The sequence below is a fragment of the Saprospira grandis str. Lewin genome, assembly GCF_000250635.1.
Taxonomy (GTDB): Bacteria; Bacteroidota; Bacteroidia; order Chitinophagales; family Saprospiraceae; genus Saprospira; species Saprospira grandis.
This window is the reverse complement of the sequence record NC_016940.1, coordinates 4,327,152-4,345,237: the sequence shown is the minus strand read 5'-3', so window position 1 is coordinate 4,345,237 and position 18,086 is coordinate 4,327,152. Positions and strand designations below refer to the sequence as shown.

Genomic DNA, 18,086 nt, shown 5'->3' with positions numbered 1-18,086 from the left:
TTAAACAAAGGATTTATCTTGTTTTGTTACTGTAGAGGAGCGAAGCGACTGGCCTAGCGATGCGGCGGGGTGGCCGAAGGCCAGACCAAGTTTTTTGAGCGCAGCGAAAAAAACGAAGGGCCGAGCAGACCTGCGAGCCCCAAAGCGTAGCGCCCGCCGAAGGCGGGAGGCCCCAAATCCATATACTATTCTATAATTGTATTTTGGCAGCTGATACATTTTTTCTTTTTAGAGGGCTCAAAATAGACATCGATGCGGCCAAGGAGGATGCCTGCCCAGCCGGCCTGAGAAACCAGTACTTCTTCGCCTTTGGGATTTTGGACCAGTGTGGGTTGTTCTAGAAAAGTATGGGTATGGCCGCCAATAATGAGATCTACGGATGCTGAATTTTGGGCCAAAACAAGGTCCGAGATTTTGTTGTGTTTATAGCTATAGCCAAGATGCGAGAGGCAGATGACATAGTCGCATTTTTTCTCTTCCTTGAGGAAACGGGCTATTTTATTGAGGGCTTTTTGGGGATCTTGGTATTGGGTTTGGCCATAGAGTGGGGCAGGGACCAGCCCTTGCAGCTCGATGCCGACCCCAGTCAGGCCAATTTTAAGCGGCCCTTTTTTGATGATGCTATAGGGTTGGGCCAGGCCTTGCATGGGCGTATCCTCAAAGTTATAATTGCAATTGAGGATCGGAAAATTGGCATGGGCCTTAAGTTGTTTTTCTAGGTTTTCGATTCCTGCATCAAAGTCGTGGTTGCCCAAGGTACCGGCCTCATAGCCCATAGCCGACATCAGTTTGAGCTCTAGCTCGCCCTTAAAGTAATTGAAATAGGGGGTACCTTGAAACATATCGCCAGCATCGAGCAAAAGGACATGTTTTTCCTCTTCTCGGATTTTATTGATGAGGGCGGCACGGCGGGCGGCACCGGCCTTGCCTTGGTTGCGGCCTCCATCCATGGGAAAGGGTTCGATGCGGCTATGCACATCATTGGTGTGCAAAATGCTCAGTTTGATGAGTTCTGGGGCCTCATCGCTTTGGGCCAAAAGTTGGCCATGAAAAGCTTTGAGAGAAGGGGGGAGAATAAGGCTAGTTCCAGCCAAAAGGCCAAATTGGCCCAAACGGCCCAAAAATTTTCTTCGATTATAGTTCATGGCTTATTTTTTTTGGCTAATGCGGCCTTCTTTTCTGGCCTTAATGCTGTTCCCTTTGGCCGTTTGGGCCGAGATATATTCTATGGCGGCATCTCGGAGGAATTTGCCTGTTTCATAGCGTTTTTTCCCCTTGAAGAAGGTACAATTATCGCCGCCATTGGCCAGATAGTCAATGGTGGCAATGCGATATTTTTTATCGGCCTGAATAGCTTGGCCCTCCAAACGAATATTTTGGGGCGCAAATTCATCATCTATTTCCATCCGAACCGCCGAGCTAATGGGCCAGCCGCCTTTCATGCAGATATGCTCAAAGAGGGGGCGCAGCTCGCTGCCTTTCATCTCAATGACCACAATCATATTATCAAAGGGCATGAGCTCATAGATTTTCCCTTTCTTCAGGGGCCCTTTAGGGATAGAGGGCAGCCGAAGTCCTCCATAATTGAGGACGGCAAAATCAATGCTTTTGCCCGTATATGCTTGGGCCTGAATAGCCACCATATCGGCGGCAAAATTACCCATATTAGATTCGGGCTGCTCCTTAATGAGGTCCACAGACAACTGACCGATCTGCTCATTCATCTGGGCCTCCAATTGTTTTTTATAAGGGCTGTAGATATTGGCAATGCTGCTATCTGCCTGCTGATGTTCTTGGCTATTGAGGGGGTAATATTGTCCTTCTTCTTTGACAAAATGTTGGTAAGACTGGCAGCTCCCCAAGAGAAAGAGGCAAAGGGCCAGAATAAAAAACTGTGGTTTGTTCATGATGTTTTTGGCTGTTTTCGGGCCGAAAATACAAAAAAGCCCCGCCATTTTGGCTGCAGTCCAAAGTTTAAGTTTTTGTTTATGGCCGATCTGCTTTGGCTGCAGGCAGTTTTTAAATCTGCCTAGGGACTAAGGGCAAAAAATTAAAAGATTTTTTGCATCTTGAAGAAGCAAAATAATTAGAGTTTCTGCTTCTAAAGTGGCTGCTCTTCATCAAAAAATCACTTATGTCGCTCAGTCCGTATCCCTATATTTTTTGTCTATTTAGTTTGTTGATGGCTGGCTCTGCCATGGCCCAAGATATCTTTTATAATAAAGTAGCGGGGCCTTTATTGCAAGCGCCAGAGGCCGAAAGCCCGATGGTTGAATTTCTTTTGCAGGGAGAATTGCTCTATCCGCTCCAAAAGGAAGAGGGGGGATTCGTTTTCCTAGAAAATCAGTCGGGCCGAAGAGGTTGGTTGGCCAAAAAGGAGCTGAGCGAGCAGGCTGTTCGTCCTCAGTACCGTTGTTTTATCTCTAATTTGCGTCTGCGCAGTCAGGGCAATTTGCAGGCGGCGGTGGTCGCCAAGTTGCAAGAGGGGCAGTTGGTTCGTTTTACGGGCCGAAGAAGTCCAAACAAAGAAAGTATTAGTATTCGGGGGCAAAAGTTGCCGCATTATTGGCTGGAGGTAGAAACTGCTGAAGGCCTTATTGCCTGGACCTATGGGGGCGGCTTAGAAAAGCTGGTTCCCATTCCCACAATCCCCGGCAATATGGAGCAAGAAGAGCCGCCCAAGCAGGGCCCTTCGACCAAGGGCGATACCCTTAGTATTCATTTAGAGTTGCCGCATTCTTCTAAAGTAAGGCAGGCGGAGTCTTTATTTCTGTGGTGGAACGCTCTAAGTCCCGAATGGAAGGCCTTTTACAATCAGATGGTCTTGCTCAAACCCTTGGAAGAGGCTTACTCGGATGCGACTTTGGCCGAAATAGAGCAGATTATGCGTTTAGAGGAGCTAGATCTTTCTCAGGATGATGCCTGTCAGACTGGTCCTTTTTATGCGGTGGCCCTAAAAGATTTATCGGGTTTGCGGGGCTTGCCTTTGCTCAAGCGTTTGCATGGCCGAGGCTTGCAGTTAGAGCGTTTAGGGGGCCTCAATCAGTTGCCTAGCCTAGAGGAGTTGAGCTTTACGGAATTAAAGTTGAAGCAGCTGCTCTTTTTGCCCAAAAAGCTGAAGAAGTTGCGTCTAGATTTTGCCCAAGAGCAGCAGTTCCCCATGTCGCTTTTGCGGGGACAGGGCCAGCTAGAGGAGCTGGCTATTCGGGCCCAGAAGATTCAAGATATGCAGGTATTTATTCAGCTTCCCAAGCTCAAGAAGTTGAGTTTGCAGATTAGTGATTTGCGGAGTATTTCGGGCATTAACAGCTTGTTTATGCTAGAGGAGTTAAGGCTAGAAGCCGAGCAATCTGATCTTGATTTGCGTCCCTTAGCGGCTCTAAGTCGCTTGAAAAAGCTCTATATTTTGGCCGATGAGCTACAAAATATAAATAGCATAGCCAATTTACGGCAGCTACAGGCTTTAGAGATCCATGTCAAGGCCAACCGCATCGATGCGCGTTTATTGAGTCGTTTTCAGCAGCTGCGTTGGCTAAAGTTGAGCACGCCAGAGCTCCTTCAGGGAGAGAGTTTGCGGGAGTTGAAGGCCTTGGTCTTTTTTGCTTGTCAGCAAGATTTGCCTTTTTCGATTCAGCAGTTGCCTGGGCAGTTGCAGCAATTGGAGTTGGGGGCGCCAAGTTTTCAGCAATTAGAGCGTTTGGGGCAGTTTTCGCAATTGACTAGCCTTGATTTGCGGACAGCGGCTTGGCCTGCTGTGGGGGCTTTTGTTGCGCCGCCGAACTTAGCAAAATTTTATTTGAGGGCGCCCAATTTGGCTAGTCTTCAGCAGTTGCCGCCCATGCCTCAGCTTCGTCTTTTGGACCTCAGTCAGTGTACCGAATTAAAGGAAATTGGGGCTTTGGCTCAGCTCAAGCAGCTAGAGTTGCTTTATTTGCCCAAGGCTATTTCTTTGCAAAGCGAGGCGGTTCAGGCCATCTATCATCCGGGCCTAACGATTCGGCATGAGGTGCTTTCTGCATGTTTTTAGTTAGGGGGATTTGGGGCCCGCGGCCAGCTTTGCTGGCCGCCGCTATGCTGCGGGGCTCACAGGTCTGTTCGGCCCTTCAGCCGCCTTTGGCGGCTTTGGTCTGGCCTTCGGCCACCCCTCCGCAGCGCTGGGCCGTTTGGCCTTCGGCCATGGCGGCTTTGCCGCTATCTGCAGCCTAAAGGCCGCAGTCATTCTTGTTGGGCTTTGGTCTTTCTCGCCGCAGCGGCTTAAAAGCCCCTGCTTTGTTTGTGGGAAGGATATATTTGGTTTTCAGGTCCTGCGGCTTTTAAGCTGCAGGCCAATTGTTGCTGAGGAGCGGGCTCTGCTGTACCTAAATTGGCTGCTGGTTTTAACCTGCAGCCACAGCTAGCAGGCGGCGAAGCCGCCGCAAAGGAGCGAAGCGACTTGGCCTAGGGGCCTGCAAGGGGGCCGCGTAGCGGCAGACCTAGCCAGCTTGCTGGCGCAGGGCCGAGCAGCCCTGCGAGCCCTGCAAGGGCCCGGCCGCCGAAGGCGGCAGGCCCCAAAAAACATAAATCGTAAAATAAAAACCTGAAAATGAAAAAGTTATTATCCTTAGTTATTTTGAGCTTGGGCTTATTGTCTTGCCAACCAGCGGTACAAGCACCAATAGTAGAAGAAAAACGGCCTTTGGCTGCAGTAGAAGAGCAGAAAACTACAGTAGAGGAAGAAAAAGAAGCAGAAGTTTGGCTTCAAAAAACGGCTAGGGCAAAGGACATTAAGTTTAAGCTGAAAGGAGAGGAGTTGTACTATTTTTTCAGTAAGGATTGTGTTTATCCTTTTTCTTATGAGTGGCAGGAAAAGCAGTTATTGGTGTATTGGCCTAAAGAAATGCAGGTTATACGTAAATATAGTTCTTACTATGAACAAATTAGTGAGGACTGTCTAAAAGAACTGCCATTTTATGTTGCTGTGCAAGCCGATTCTCTTTTTGCGATTTATAAGCTGAATGCAGGCGAAGATCACTTTTTGGCTACTTATAGGGATAGCCTTTTGCCTCGAAAATATCCTCAGTTTTTTCCAGATAGCTTAGTGCTGGGAGAAAACTACCAACTACCTTTTGTGGTGCAGGAGGATAGCGTTTGGGGGAGCTCAAATGGCATCACTTTGAAATTTACGGAACGAAACATGTTGTATATGTATAATATGCAGTGTTATTTTGAATTTCCGATTAGTTATGAAAATGGGGCAGCAGTTATATATTGGGCTGATCGACCAGATTGCAAATGGGATATGATGCATTGGAAAGCTTGGGCTCGTCCTGTTCCAAAAAAAGGGGAGCCATTTGCTCGCTTAGAACTTTATGCTGCGGATAGCATAGCTGTACATTATTATTATCCGGAATGGAAGGCCGCCTATAATGCAGCGCAAGTGAAACTGTATCATTTTCCGGATACTTTTTTTCGTGCTGATATAGCCTATAAATTTAATGTAGAAGAGTAAAGGACTGTAAAATGGAAGAATGCAATGAAAGTATATTGTTTATTAGTGATTTTAATCTGCTCTGTAGCTTGTCAGTTAGAGCAAAAAACTGATCGCTCAGAGGGGAAAGAAAATGGGCTAAAAAAGGGGTATTTAGAGCGTAAGGAAATGAAAGACTCTGTTTGTTTGTCGCAAACATTATCTTGGGATGACTATGCAATGACTGTAAAAACAGTGCATCTTTTTGATTCGGCAGTAGATAAAGAACCTATATTTATTCCGGCTATTTGGTCTCAGAAAATAGAGTTTAGGAAAGGGGGGAAGTTGTTGCAAACGCATTGGAGTCCGGCCTTATCTACAGAAAGAAAATTGAGCCGAACTAAGAAAGTCATTCTGGAGAATGTAATTGATGAGGTAGGTGTTTTAGCAGGCAGATATGGTCATATGTTTTTTTTAGATGGGGTTAGTCCTTGTAACTCTTGTACAGAGATGAAGCTGGTATTTAGCCTAGAGGGGAAGCTGTTGTTTGCCGCTTATGGATCGAGATATGAAAAACATTTTCGCTATGGAAATTGGGAGAAGATCATTGAAGAATATGGAATTGGAGAAGAAAATTTTATTGAGAGGATGGAGCTAAAAGGGGTGTTGGAAGGGCCAAGGTATTAGCGTTTTGGTCCTAATTTTAGTGTAAGAATATTAGTCCAGCTCACTGCCCCAAATAGCAAAAAGACAAATAAGTAGAGCTATGATTTTATTGATATCTTATTTAGTATATTGGATTGTATGCATTTTGCTTTACTATTGGGTGTATAATTTGCCTGAGGCTATGCTGCAAACTTTTTTTTATACAATATACTATATGTTAGGTAATTTAGTTTTTCTTCTATTTTTTGATGACCTTGGAATAAGAATAGCTATAGTGCTTTCTAATATTTTTATGATTTTTGTTTTAGATTCTTTATTCCTATATCATAACTCATTTTTGGAAATGGTGAAAAATAAAAAGATATTAGCGGTATTTGTTGTTGGTTTGCTTATAGCTTTTACAAAATATTACATAAAGTATAGGTTGTAGAAAAATGAGGTAACTGTTCCTAAATGGAGTCAGCCTATCAATTCAAAAGAATTTTCTAATGAAGAAAGTTAATTTTATATACATTGTTTTTTTTTGTCCTTTTAGGAAGCTGTTCTAATGCTAACTGTACTACTGATAACCCACGTTATTTATGTTCAAATTTTGAGCAAAAAAATATGGACCTATTTAGATGTTCTCTTCAAAGGGTCGATAGTTTATGGAATGGCTTCACTGAGGTGGAAAAATCTAATGTAGTTAAGTCTTTAATTAAAAGAATTCGACTATATCAAAGAGATGCGACATTGAGAGAGCACCTAATCTATGTTGATGATATGGATGATTTTTACGAGGAGCAGTTAGTTCTGATAGGAGAAATATCCTCTTTTCTTAAGGAGAAGAAAAAGTGGCATTTTTTGATTGAAGAGGCAAGAGATAAAGAGGATAATGCTTATGCTTTGATTGTCTTTGAAAAGATCTTGTCAGATTGATTTTATAGAGAATTATTGGCTCAGAGACCGCTTGTCGCAGTCTGCCGAAGGACAAAAAAATAATATATGCGTAACTTAATAGTTAGTCTATTTGTATTGTGTTTAATTCAGAGTTGTCAAACAAATAGACAAGAAAAGAGTAAACCTTTTGAAATTGATATAGAAAAATGGTACTCAGTCAATGTTGAGGATATAAAATCTGAATGTGAAATAAAAAAGTATATTCTCCGAGATTTTCTTTTACAACTAAAGGAAGAAAAGTTAAGAAGAGTGCTTCTAGACTCTGTTTTATTGCATATCAAAACAATACCTGCAGACGAGCAGGTTTTTATATCTGAAATTATGAATAAAGGCTATAGTTTTTATTCGGTAGTCCTTAGGTTTACAAAGATGCGAAAAGCAGTTTATGCTAATTATTACGAAAAAGAAGAAGGTTTTAAATTAACAATAGAAGAAGATGTTGATATTAAACCAACGCTTAAATTAGAATGTGAGGAAGATGTGATAATGAATCATCCAGAGTATTCAAGTTTAGAACGAGCAATTATTGTAACCTCTTGGAAAGAGGGTAAATTTGAGACATTGAAAATCTTTGGTAAGTAAGCGTTTATTTGTATTAGTTCAGGCCCTCTCTTGCACATTGCTAGGCTTTTTTATTTTGGCCATGGGCTAAAGCCCTTGTTTGCTATCAATGATACGGGCCGATGGTTTCAACCATCGGCTCATTTTATTGCGTTTAGTATAGCTTCTTTTGTTGCTGTAGGTTTCAACCCAATGTATATATATCCATCCTACAGGCCCGAAGGGCCGCAGGCCTAGGGGCCTGCAAGGGGGCCGCGTAGCGGCAGACCTAGCCAGCTTGCTGGCGCAGGGCCGAGCAGCCCTGCGAGCCCTGCAAGGGCCCGGCCGCCGAAGGCGGCAGGCCCCCAAAAAATCTAAACCCTCAATAGGAATAACAAATAAAACAATAATTTATGCATGATTACCTAGAGCAGCCCCGCAGAGCGACAGATGATTTTGTGGAGTAGTAAAATCTACTGTTATAGACTAGGGAATCTAAAATCTTGAGAAATGATGAATAGATTGATGCTGTTATTGCTAATGTTGAATTTTTCTTGTGTTAGAAGTACAGGAGTTGTAGTGGAGAAACTTGACTTTTCGGAGACTATGAATATTTCAGATGTTAGGGATAGCGAATTTGAAATATTATATACTTGTCTTTATTCAAAAGAGGAGCTGCTTGAAAATGACCGTGGGCTGCATTATTCTTATGGTATAGCTGTATCTCTTTCTCTGGAAGATACCATTCAAGTATTATTCTCTCCTGAATCTATTATGAAAAATGAATGGATAAAAGTTCATGATCAGATTGTTTTTACAAAGGTCAAAGCTGTTGCGGCTGAAACGTCAAGTTGTTTGCCAGTTTATGAGAAGAACTTTGAGTCAAAAAATGGATTTAGAATCAAAAATTACCCTTCAATAGTCGCTTTAAGTTTTAAAATTTTAGAGTAGCTGTAATATCGTTTTATCATGGGGCCGCCAACTGTCTTTTTTATTTTCGGCTCAATAATCTAAAGATCTATGAATACTAAGGGGCAGAAAATGAGACTGTTAACTGTATTTATGCTACTCTTGGCTCTTAGCTGTAGCGCCAGTAAAGAAGATGCAGGAAATACTACGAAAAGTAATCTTTTTGTAGAACAAAAAATAGATAGTGTTTTATCGAATGTATTCTGGTGTTGTGATAGTGAAGTAGAAGAAAGGCAGTTAAAGTCATTAACTTTAGCAGGAGAAAAGCCATATCTAATAGAGGAAAAGCTAAGCTTATATTCACTTGGCTTGGAGCTATACAAGATTAGATCTATTTTTTCTGCCTCTTATAATCGCTTTTTTATTTTAAGGGATTTGAGCAGCAATGCATTTTTTCTTATGCCAGCTAAAGCCTCAGAGGAAGATTTGAGAATGCATTATTCACATTGGAAAAGTCCTTATCATAATTTGTACTATTTTTCAAATCATGATTTTCATCATTTTGAAGACTTTTTGAATGCTTCAGAATTTATTTCTAATCAGGGGTTAGACTTGGAAGGAGTAGATAGTTTGTTAATTCAGCATCTTTCTTTTAGAGGGCTGGGAAATTATGATGCGCCTAAAAATATTAGTAAAATTACTACAGAAGACCAGCTTGTCAATAGTCTTAGAACATATGAAGAAAGGCATCTATTAAAAGTTAGCGATCAAGAAATTGATCACTATAAAGAACATCTAAAAATGACTAGTTCTTTTTTGCAAGATGTGTTAGCGGTAAATAGCCGTAGTTCTAATGAACGTATTTCGTATTTTCAGTGGCTGGTCCAGAATGGAGGAAAAGCTAGGATAATCTTTGATGGCTATCTATTTCATATTTTATTTGTGTATAAAGAAAAGTATACGCAAAAATACTGTTTAGAATATTTAGCTGTATAGCTGTTTGTCTGTGCTAGCTTTGCCGCCTGCTATTTATTTTTGTAGTACAAAAAAATAACTATGAGATATATTGTTTTATCCTTAATGTTTCTTGTGCTGTCCAGTTGCAATTCAAATATTCAGGTAGAGAAAAGAGAACCACAACATTTAGATGTTGATTTCGAGCGCATCTTAAATGGATTAGGCGTGGAGATTAGAACAGAGAAGCCAAGTCTTGTATTTATAGAAGAAGGAGCATTTGGCGATAATATCCTTGGTGATGTTTGTGAAATTAAATTAGGGCAGCCCTGCTCTTGTTTTTACTGGACTTCTGTAACAAGAAAGGAAGAGAATACAGCTTTTGTAGAAATAGTGAATGAAATGACAGGAGAGATATTCCCTCTTTATGTAGATTCTAGTTTTACCATCAAATTGGAATCGATAGAACGGGATAATTTTTTTCAGTCAGCGACTGCATTAAAGAGAGCATATTCTAAAAAGAAAGTAGGCTGCAACAATAAATTTATACCTTCTACTAGATCAACTGTTATTTTTACAAATAGTGAAGGTGAAATATTTATAGAAAATGCTATGAATAGGCATCAGAACGAAGAATGTATACATCCAGTTCTTATTGACCTTTTTACGAAATTAGAGAAGCTAATCAAGCGAAAATAAGATTGACTAGAACGCTGTAACCTAATCTAGAGCTCGCCATTTATGAAAAAAGCCTTAGGATGATTAAAAATAGCATGTCGTATTACCTAATCGCGGTCATTTTTTTTGCCTTATCTTGTGGCTCTACAGAGCAAGCGAATAAGAAGGATCAAAACCTAATAACGGCTAATTACAGCTGCTCCTCAAGCTATGTTAAAGATTTAGGAATTGATTCGATGACCATCTTTCACAAGCTGAACGATTCTGTGAAAATGCTAACGGCTTCACTTAAATTCAACAGCCAAGGCAAGCTAATTTATTTTTTTGATGGCTTTGATTATTATCACTTTAGGTATAATAGGGAGGGCTTAGATAGCACAATATTTTACAAGGAACACCGACTTCTTTTTGCTGACTATTCCTACGATACTGACAGTTCTTTATCTAAGCTGTCTTTTTACACAGACAGCATACAAAAGAACAAAATTGATGCAGTGAAAAGGCTGCAGTTCCTCAAAACAGATAGCTCGTATTCGATAATTGATTCTTGTAGAACTTTGACAGCTGTATTAGACAGTGAAGGTAAGCTAGTGTCTACTACCGAGGAGTTTAGCTGTATGCCTATAGGATATTTAAATAGACCTTACTTTAGGTCAAATCTAAAGTATACTCTTCCTTATAAAGGGACAAATAAACTTATTTCATCTATTAAGACAAATTATCAATACCATGCTAATAGGCTAGTGAAAATAGAGGAGTATGTTGATAATCATAAAGCTTGTGAGCTATATTTTTTGGATGGATTGCCCCATTTAGCCTATAACTTTCCAATAGGGCAAAAGGATACAATAATTGAAAGCTATGAGCTTGTACTTAAAAAGTAGCTAGCTTATTTGTCTGGACTTTGGTCTGTTTTTCGAGGCAAAAAACACAGAGTATTTATAATATAGGACGTAAGAATTAAATATATGAAGTATATTTTTTTAGGTTTTGTTTTTTTTATTGTAAGTTATAGTTGTGACTATGAAGGCAATACTGTAACTAAAGTAAATACTCCTGTGGCGGAAGATTCGTTAGAGATTGAAAAGTTTAAAAATGAAATGGATAAACTGACAACTTACTGGTATAAAGGTGTATTCTTGAAAAATAAGGGACTGGAGCCACTTAATAAATCAGGAGTAAGGCTTTCTCTTTGCCAAAGCTATGAGGCTCCAAGCTATGTATACACCTTAGATCTTTATAGAGATTTTGTAATAAAAACAGTAGTTATCTCTAGAGGGATAGAAGATACTTTGTTTTCTAAAAAAGTAGATACAATTATAGGGGAAGAGTTGTTAAATTCTATCTATGGCTATCAAGAAAAAAATAAAGTAGATAGTAGTTTTTTTGATAAGACAATATTAGCTCATTATAACCCATATATGCGTGATGATAATGCAAACTGGCTATTGGAGATTAACAGGGAGGGAGGTTATCATTTTATATCTAGAAAATATAATGATGAAGATTTCTTTTTGGTGGAAGATTTAGCTTCAATTTTGGACCTAAATGTCGATTCGCTCCTTATGGAAAGGTAAGTTCTTGGGGCCTCCCGCCTTTGGCGGGCGCTACGTTCGGCAGCTCGCTGTTCGCTCGGCCCTGCGCAAAAAACAAGTTTTTGCTTGGTCTGCGGCTTTGCCGCACTGCCTACCATCGCTAGGCCGCTCAGCTGTCTTTTTTCTTTGGGCGGTTTTCTTCGGCAGCTGGGCAGTTTTGGGGCCATGGGCTGAAGCCCATGCTTGTGGGTCTATGCAAAGAGCGGGCTAAAGCCCTTCTTTGCTTAAAAACGGAAAAGGTTCGCTCCAAGAAAAACAACAACCGTCCAAGCACAACCGCAAAGAAAAATCCCCTCGAATGAGGGGATGGCGATTTTTTCGATAGCCTAGGGCCTTGGCCCTAGGGTTGGCCGAAGGCCCGTCGGCCTAGGGATGGAAAAGGGGGCGGCGAAGCCGCAGACCGAGCAAAATGAGCGTAGCGAATTTTGCGAAGGGCCGAGCAGACTTGCGAGCCCTGACACAGCCCGGCCGCCGAAGGCGGCAGGCCCCAAAAAGAAAGAAAAAAAGGAAGAAGGTTTAGAAAAGCTTGATTTTTTCCCTAACTATAGGAGTAATTAAAAGCGGAAAAAATGAGAAAGCGAAAAATAGTAGACTTATCTAAGGCGATACGAGAAAACAAGCGGGACCCCTGGTTTATGCGGGTAAAAATTAAGCATAAGCCGCATCGGCGGGCGCGATGGTTGATCTGGTTATTGGGCTTACCGTTTCGATTATTTCCAAAAAACTTTGAGGGTTGGGCCGATGATTATATTAGTATGGGCGTACATGCAGTGACGCATATCGATGCGCCCTGGCACTACTCGCCGACTACAGGGGGGCAGCGGGCCAAAACCATAGATGAAATTGATTTGGAGGATTGTATGGGGCCAGGTTTGCTCATCGATATGTCGCATAAGGCAGATTTTGACCCCATTACAGAGGAAGATATCACTGCTTTTTTGGAGCGAGAAAACTTGGCCGTAGAAGCGGGAATGATCGTTTTGATTCGGACAGGAGCTGATCGTTATAATGGGCAGCCTGATTTTCATAAGCGGGGGACGGGCATGAGTGCAAAGGCCACGGCCTATTTGATTGATCGAGGCGTAAAAGTGATGGGGATCGATGCTTGGGGTTGGGATACGCCCTTGCCCGAGCAGATTCGGCAGGCGAAAGCGGCCAATGATGCAACTGTTTTTTGGGAAGCGCATTTAGTGGGCCAAGAAAAGGAATATTGGCATATGGAGCAGCTGGTTAATTTGGGTGCATTGCCTTATTCGGGCTTTGAGGTAGCCGTATTTCCCTTAAAGATAGTTGGGGCATCGGCGGCGCCAGCTAGAGTACTGGCCTTTTTGGAAGAATAAGCCGCTTTGTTAAGAGAGTCACAGAAATAGAAAAAGGATGGTAATATCTTTATCGACATCAAATAATAGCAATTAGCTAAATTAAATTCAAATAACTATGGACAACCAACAAGAAGAAAATGTAGAGGTATATAACATGCCTCGAATTGGTGATCAGGCCCCTGATTTTACTGCGGTAACGACTACAGGTACTATTACTTTTTCTGATTATGCAAAAGATAAATGGGTCGTATTGTTCTCGCATCCTGCAGACTTTACGCCAGTATGTACCACTGAAATGAGTGGTTTTGCTTTGCGTAAGGCCGAGTTTGAGGCCCTAAACACCGAATTGATGGGCTTGAGTATTGATAGTATTCATGCGCATTTGGCTTGGGTAAACAATGTACGTAAGAATACGGGCGTCTATTTGGACTTTCCGATTATTGCCGACATTGATATGAAAGTATCTAAGCTATATGGTATGTTGCAGCCCAATGAAAGTGATACGGCTGCAGTGCGTGCGGTCTTCTTTATTGATCCGGCCAAAAAAGTGCGTTTAGTGATGTACTATCCCTTGAATGTGGGCCGTAATATGGATGAAATTTTGCGTGCCCTAGAGGCCTTGCAAGTATCTGATGAGCATAAAGTAGCTATGCCTTTGGATTGGCGTAAAGGAGATAAGGTCATTGTTCCTCCGCCCAAAACATTGGAGCAAATGGATGCTCGTTTGGCTGATGATTCTTGCGAAAAAATTGACTTTTATTTGGCGAAAAAATCGCTATAGATCTTGTTATAGTTTAATTAGCAATAGACTATTCTAGTTTTTTATTTCTGTCAAGCAGTTGTTGATTCTGGGTCTTTTCTCTTCGGAGAAAGGGCCCTTTTTATATACGTAGAAGCCTGATTTGCAAAAAACTGAAAAAAAAGAGGGGCTGAGGGGTATAAATTAGCTTAAAAGACGTTTAACACACTATAAGTCCCGAATTGTGTTTTGGTTACAATAAAAAATTGCTAATTTTAGAATAAGGCAATAAAATTTTAGAATTACTTCATTTCTCAAAATCACAAGGTATGAGATTTACCCTTACGTTAATTTTATGTGTATTTGCAGGCTTTTTTAGCCTAAGCGCACAGGCCACACTACAACCCACTGAACCCTCAGACAAGATTGCAGCGGTTTATGGGGCCAACTACCAACAGCAAAATCCGGGCATTTATGCCAAGCTGCAAGACCTCTTGCAAGATCGGGTAGAGTATCTGCATCATCCGATTGAGGCCGATGAAAAATTTCCAAAGCTATCAGAGCTGTCTTTACGCAATAAGAATAATCGCAGCCTGACTAGAGACATCAGATTTAACCAGCTCACTTTTAATCCTTTAAAATACGGAATTGAGCTATTCCCCAAAACAAAAAAGGTCTATCGTTTTGATAATGAGCCTTATTTGATTGTCATCCTCCCCGTAGAATAACTCCTTTTTAACTTAACTCTTAATTGGTATGAAACATTTTTATCTCTTTATATTGAGCGCCTTTTTTTCGGGCCTCTCTTTTTATAGTCATGCACAGACCTATACCATGACTAATGGGAGCATTACGGCTTGTTCGGGTACTTTTTATGATTCAGGACAAAATAGCGACTATTCGAATAGTGAATATAGTGTATTTACAATTTGCTCTGGCAGTACAGATGAGATTCAGCTTAGCTTCAGCTCCTTTGAGCTGGAGAATAACTATGACTATTTATATATCTATGATGGAAATTCTACTTCAGGAACACTATTAGGAACTTATACGGGAACAACTAGCCCTGGGACAGTCACTTCTACTACAGGTTGTTTGACCTTTGAGTTTGACTCGGATGGTTCTTTTACTGATCCAGGTTGGCAGGCATCTATTACCTGTGTTCCCGATTTAGCAGGGGGAATTGTGATGACTAATGGCGGAACAACCACTTGTTCGGCCACCTTTACCGATGATGGTGGATTATCTGGAAACTATAGCAATAGCCAAACCTTAGAGTATACCATCTGCCCAGATGCTGCTAATTCTAAGGTTCAAGCCGATTTTACGGCATTTAACTTAGAAGATGGCTATGATTTCTTAGAAATTTTTGACGGTAACTCTACCGCAGCTCCTTCTCTAGGTACCTATACCGATATCGCAGGCCCTGGCTTGGTATCGGCTACTCCTTCAAATACTTCTGGCTGTCTAACTTTCCGATTTACTTCTGATGGTTCGGTCACTAGAGATGGTTGGGAGGCTACGGTAACCTGTGTAAATAGCTGCCAAACGATCAATTCAGTCCTTGTCTCTACTTCTCCTGCCGCAGATGCCGATGGCATTATCCGCCTTTGTCAAGGCCAAACGCTTTCTGTAGTGGGTAGCGGAACGTTCTCTAACTCTGGAGCAGGTGCTACTTATGATTGGACTTTTGGTGGCGGCGGAACCGCCTCGGGTACTTCAGCTTCTTATACTTATACAACAGAAGGTAGCTATGAACTCAATCTAGATATTACAGATACAGATGGCTGTGTCAATGATAATGTACTCGATCAAATAATAGAGGTTTCTACTACTCCTACATTAGCCACTACCGCCACGCCAGAACCCCTCTGTTTGGGCGAGAGCTCTGCCCTAGATGCGACAGTGGCCATGAATACTTTTGTATTTAACTGTGCGCCTCCTGTTAGTGGAACTACCTTTTTACCAGATGGCTCAGGAGTGTCTTACTCTACGTCCACAACTGTAGATTGTTATCCCGCTGCTACAACGGTTACAGCTGCCACAGATATCCAAAGTATTTGTGTCAATATGGAACACTCCTATCTCGGTGACCTCCAAATGACGATTCGCTGCCCCAATGGACAAACAACGGATCTACACACTTATCCTGGTGGTAGTAGTACTTTCTTAGGAGACCCTTACGATGACGTAACTAGTGGACCTGGTGTAGGTTATGATTATTGCTTTACCAATACGGCTGCAGACCTTTTAGTCAATGGACCTACTATTACTTCACCTATAGAAGGCGGAAATACAATCGCTGCTGGCGATTATCTCCCTGCTGGTAGCTTTGCCGACCTTGTTGGCTGCCCCCTAAATGGAGATTGGACCATTGAAATTACAGATAACCTCGGTTCTGATGATGGCTATATCTTTAGCTGGCAGATGGAGTTTGGCTCCTCTATTCAGGCTATTGGAAGCTTTACGCCCACTATCGCTAGCCAAGGTTGGCAGGCTGCTGCCGACCTAAGCTCAACCTCTATCACAACCGCTGATGTTACGCCTGCCACAGCAGGAAATCAATGCTATACTTATGAGGTCGTCGATAACTTTGGCTGTAGCTATACTATTGACGAATGTGTATTGGTTAACGCATTACCCACTGGCGCCATTAGCGGAACAACCGATATCTGCGATGGAGATAATACTACCCTTACGGCTACTGGTGGAACTACCTATGACTGGGATAATGGCTTGCCCACTGGCGCAAACCAAACCGTTTCTCCACTCAATACCACGACTTATAATGTGACAGTAACTGATGCTAACGGCTGTACAACTACAGCAGCAGAAACAGTAAATGTGACTTATAACTCTACTACGCCTACTATGGCCCCCATTACAGGGACCTTCTGCCCCAATACAGATGTTGTCCTTTCTGCCGCCGGCGGAACCGCAGGTACAGCCTCTGATATTTACTGGTATTCTGGCCCCAACGGTACGGGAACACTCCTCGGTATCGGTAGCTCAATCAATTATACTATCCCCTCGGGCGGATCTACCGTTTATGTGCGCCGAGAAGGAAGCTGTAACAGTACCGCAGATGATAGTCAACCCATCTTGGCCAAGGATTATATCTATGCCCTCAATGGTACTTCTAGCAATACTTATTGTACCGATAATATGGGCTGGCACCACTTCTACAACGGAAATGAGATTATTTTCTCCGTACGTGGAGACCTCAGCGGCGCCCCCGCTGGCTATCCTATCGCTACTATTTATGATAATGGCGCTTACTACCAACAAACTCAAGGCCCAGCTACCGCAGCTGATTGTGCTACCGCTGGCAACCCCGGAGAAGAACGCTTCGAAATGGAACGTAGCTGGAACCTCGACTTTGGTGGAGGTGCACCCATCGGCGGATATGAAGTGCGCTTCTACTATGAACCCGCAGAAAAAGCCGCTATCGAAATGGCTGCCGCAAACTGGATCGCTAGCTATCCCGCTTGTGCTTATACCTACAAGTATGCTACGCCCAATGGCTTCTACTGGTTCAAAAATTCAGGCAGCAATTATCTGGCCCCTACCTATGATGATACACATTATAGCGGAACAGTTGGAGCAACCACTAATGGTGTGAATTACTCAGAATGGACAGGAATCCCCGGTTTCTCTGGTGGATCTGGCGCAATTATCCTAATTCCAGACCCCCTACTCAATACCGACTGGAGCTATCTCCGCGCAGCTGCAGTTGGCCAAATTCACCGCATCTACTGGGGGGTAGCCCAAGAAGCAGAAGTGACGCATTATGTGGTAGAACGCTCTGCCGATGGAATCAACTTTAGCGATATGCTAGAGGTCGCCGCTCAAGGCCCTTCTGCTAGCGAACTAGATTATACCGCCGATGATGTCGCTCCCCTAACGGGAATGAATTACTATAGAGTAAGAAGCTTCCTCGCTAATGGCGAAAGCGAACTTTCTGAGGTCCTTGCCCTCAATTTCGCTCGCCCCGATCAACTAGCAGCTAGTTTCTTCCCCAATCCTACCCAATCTGAACTCTTCTACCAAGTGGAGGGCAATATGCAGGAAACCGTGGACATCCAACTCTTTGATCTGCTCGGTAAAAAGATTTTTAGCCAATTGGTCCAAATCCAAAGCGGACAAAACCAATTGCAAATCAATCTACCCGAAAATCTACCCGCAGGCAATTACTTGATCCGTGCCCAGCACCTCGAGTCTGCCCGCAGCTATACCGACAAAATTCAAATTGACTAGTAACAATTAGAATTTAAATGATAACTGCTCTTCTCCATCTT

General features: G+C 42.4%; 17 protein-coding genes. 15 read left to right on the top strand and 2 right to left on the bottom strand.

The genetic code is table 11. From position 1 onward, the window contains the following. Positions 1-185 precede the first annotated feature (185 nt). Entirely contained in the window at positions 186-1,145 is a 960-nt protein-coding gene (locus tag SGRA_RS19265; RefSeq protein WP_015694516.1) for a bifunctional metallophosphatase/5'-nucleotidase, read from the bottom strand. 3 nt (positions 1,146-1,148) lie between these two features. After that, entirely contained in the window at positions 1,149-1,907 is a 759-nt protein-coding gene (locus tag SGRA_RS19260; RefSeq protein WP_015694515.1) for a 5'-nucleotidase C-terminal domain-containing protein, read from the bottom strand. Between the two features lie 227 nt (positions 1,908-2,134). Here SGRA_RS19260 and SGRA_RS19255 point away from each other — a divergent pair, with 227 nt between their 5' ends. The 15 genes from SGRA_RS19255 to SGRA_RS19170 all read left to right on the top strand — a co-directional run bounded on the left by SGRA_RS19255 (position 2,135) and on the right by SGRA_RS19170 (position 18,045). After that, positions 2,135-4,027, top strand: coding sequence for an SH3 domain-containing protein (locus tag SGRA_RS19255; RefSeq protein WP_015694513.1), 1,893 nt, complete (start codon positions 2,135-2,137; stop codon positions 4,025-4,027). 555 nt (positions 4,028-4,582) lie between these two features. Further along, on the top strand, positions 4,583-5,488 hold the full coding sequence (locus SGRA_RS19245) for a hypothetical protein (protein WP_015694511.1): 906 nt from the start codon (positions 4,583-4,585) through the stop codon (positions 5,486-5,488). Positions 5,489-5,512: 24 nt separating this feature from the next. Continuing rightward, positions 5,513-6,133 carry a hypothetical protein gene (locus SGRA_RS19240; RefSeq protein ID WP_015694510.1) on the top strand — a complete coding sequence of 207 codons (621 nt, stop codon included), beginning with the start codon at positions 5,513-5,515 and terminating at the stop codon, positions 6,131-6,133. 79 nt (positions 6,134-6,212) lie between these two features. Beyond that, the gene (locus SGRA_RS19235) at positions 6,213-6,542 is read left to right on the top strand and encodes a hypothetical protein (protein ID WP_015694509.1); all 330 of its coding nucleotides are present in this window, start codon (positions 6,213-6,215) and stop codon (positions 6,540-6,542) included. 176 nt (positions 6,543-6,718) lie between these two features. Continuing rightward, entirely contained in the window at positions 6,719-7,030 is a 312-nt protein-coding gene (locus SGRA_RS19230) for a hypothetical protein (RefSeq protein ID WP_015694508.1), read from the top strand. A 66-nt stretch (positions 7,031-7,096) separates the two neighbouring features. Continuing rightward, entirely contained in the window at positions 7,097-7,633 is a 537-nt protein-coding gene (locus tag SGRA_RS19225) for a hypothetical protein (protein WP_015694507.1), read from the top strand. Positions 7,634-8,101: 468 nt separating this feature from the next. Beyond that, positions 8,102-8,542 (top strand): hypothetical protein, encoded by a 441-nt coding sequence (locus SGRA_RS19220; RefSeq protein WP_015694506.1) that lies wholly within the window; start codon positions 8,102-8,104, stop codon positions 8,540-8,542. Positions 8,543-8,611: 69 nt separating this feature from the next. Further along, entirely contained in the window at positions 8,612-9,496 is an 885-nt protein-coding gene (locus SGRA_RS19215; RefSeq protein WP_015694505.1) for a hypothetical protein, read from the top strand. Between the two features lie 60 nt (positions 9,497-9,556). Continuing rightward, positions 9,557-10,153 carry a hypothetical protein gene (locus SGRA_RS19210; protein WP_015694504.1) on the top strand — a complete coding sequence of 199 codons (597 nt, stop codon included), beginning with the start codon at positions 9,557-9,559 and terminating at the stop codon, positions 10,151-10,153. Between the two features lie 74 nt (positions 10,154-10,227). Continuing rightward, complete coding sequence (locus SGRA_RS19205) at positions 10,228-11,016, top strand: hypothetical protein (protein WP_148268410.1); 789 nt, start codon at positions 10,228-10,230, stop codon at positions 11,014-11,016. An 84-nt stretch (positions 11,017-11,100) separates the two neighbouring features. Continuing rightward, positions 11,101-11,709, top strand: a complete 609-nt coding sequence (locus tag SGRA_RS19200; RefSeq protein WP_015694502.1) for a hypothetical protein — start codon at positions 11,101-11,103, stop codon at positions 11,707-11,709. Between the two features lie 587 nt (positions 11,710-12,296). Next, positions 12,297-13,067 carry a cyclase family protein gene (locus SGRA_RS19185; RefSeq protein WP_015694499.1) on the top strand — a complete coding sequence of 257 codons (771 nt, stop codon included), beginning with the start codon at positions 12,297-12,299 and terminating at the stop codon, positions 13,065-13,067. 97 nt (positions 13,068-13,164) lie between these two features. Continuing rightward, positions 13,165-13,830 carry a peroxiredoxin gene (locus tag SGRA_RS19180; RefSeq protein WP_015694498.1) on the top strand — a complete coding sequence of 222 codons (666 nt, stop codon included), beginning with the start codon at positions 13,165-13,167 and terminating at the stop codon, positions 13,828-13,830. Positions 13,831-14,117: 287 nt separating this feature from the next. Then, entirely contained in the window at positions 14,118-14,516 is a 399-nt protein-coding gene (locus SGRA_RS19175; RefSeq protein WP_015694497.1) for a hypothetical protein, read from the top strand. Between the two features lie 28 nt (positions 14,517-14,544). After that, positions 14,545-18,045, top strand: coding sequence for a CUB domain-containing protein (locus tag SGRA_RS19170; RefSeq protein WP_015694496.1), 3,501 nt, complete (start codon positions 14,545-14,547; stop codon positions 18,043-18,045). Positions 18,046-18,086 lie beyond the last annotated feature (41 nt).

Excerpts from the sequence above, each read along its gene's own strand:
- SGRA_RS19235 (WP_015694509.1), top strand. The coding sequence starts at position 6,213 with ATGATTTTATTGATATCTTATTTAGTATATTGGATTGTATGCATTTTG.
- SGRA_RS19180 (WP_015694498.1), top strand. The coding sequence starts at position 13,165 with ATGGACAACCAACAAGAAGAAAATGTAGAGGTATATAACATGCCTCGA.
- SGRA_RS19230 (WP_015694508.1), top strand. The coding sequence starts at position 6,719 with ATGGACCTATTTAGATGTTCTCTTCAAAGGGTCGATAGTTTATGGAAT.
- SGRA_RS19240 (WP_015694510.1), top strand. The coding sequence starts at position 5,513 with ATGAAAGTATATTGTTTATTAGTGATTTTAATCTGCTCTGTAGCTTGT.
- SGRA_RS19215 (WP_015694505.1), top strand. The coding sequence starts at position 8,612 with ATGAATACTAAGGGGCAGAAAATGAGACTGTTAACTGTATTTATGCTA.
- SGRA_RS19200 (WP_015694502.1), top strand. The coding sequence starts at position 11,101 with ATGAAGTATATTTTTTTAGGTTTTGTTTTTTTTATTGTAAGTTATAGT.
- SGRA_RS19210 (WP_015694504.1), top strand. The coding sequence starts at position 9,557 with ATGAGATATATTGTTTTATCCTTAATGTTTCTTGTGCTGTCCAGTTGC.
- SGRA_RS19255 (WP_015694513.1), top strand. The coding sequence starts at position 2,135 with ATGTCGCTCAGTCCGTATCCCTATATTTTTTGTCTATTTAGTTTGTTG.
- SGRA_RS19185 (WP_015694499.1), top strand. The coding sequence starts at position 12,297 with ATGAGAAAGCGAAAAATAGTAGACTTATCTAAGGCGATACGAGAAAAC.
- SGRA_RS19245 (WP_015694511.1), top strand. The coding sequence starts at position 4,583 with ATGAAAAAGTTATTATCCTTAGTTATTTTGAGCTTGGGCTTATTGTCT.
- SGRA_RS19260 (WP_015694515.1), bottom strand. The coding sequence starts at position 1,907 with ATGAACAAACCACAGTTTTTTATTCTGGCCCTTTGCCTCTTTCTCTTG.
- SGRA_RS19205 (WP_148268410.1), top strand. The coding sequence starts at position 10,228 with ATGTCGTATTACCTAATCGCGGTCATTTTTTTTGCCTTATCTTGTGGC.
- SGRA_RS19170 (WP_015694496.1), top strand. The coding sequence starts at position 14,545 with ATGAAACATTTTTATCTCTTTATATTGAGCGCCTTTTTTTCGGGCCTC.
- SGRA_RS19265 (WP_015694516.1), bottom strand. The coding sequence starts at position 1,145 with ATGAACTATAATCGAAGAAAATTTTTGGGCCGTTTGGGCCAATTTGGC.
- SGRA_RS19225 (WP_015694507.1), top strand. The coding sequence starts at position 7,097 with ATGCGTAACTTAATAGTTAGTCTATTTGTATTGTGTTTAATTCAGAGT.
- SGRA_RS19175 (WP_015694497.1), top strand. The coding sequence starts at position 14,118 with ATGAGATTTACCCTTACGTTAATTTTATGTGTATTTGCAGGCTTTTTT.
- SGRA_RS19220 (WP_015694506.1), top strand. The coding sequence starts at position 8,102 with ATGATGAATAGATTGATGCTGTTATTGCTAATGTTGAATTTTTCTTGT.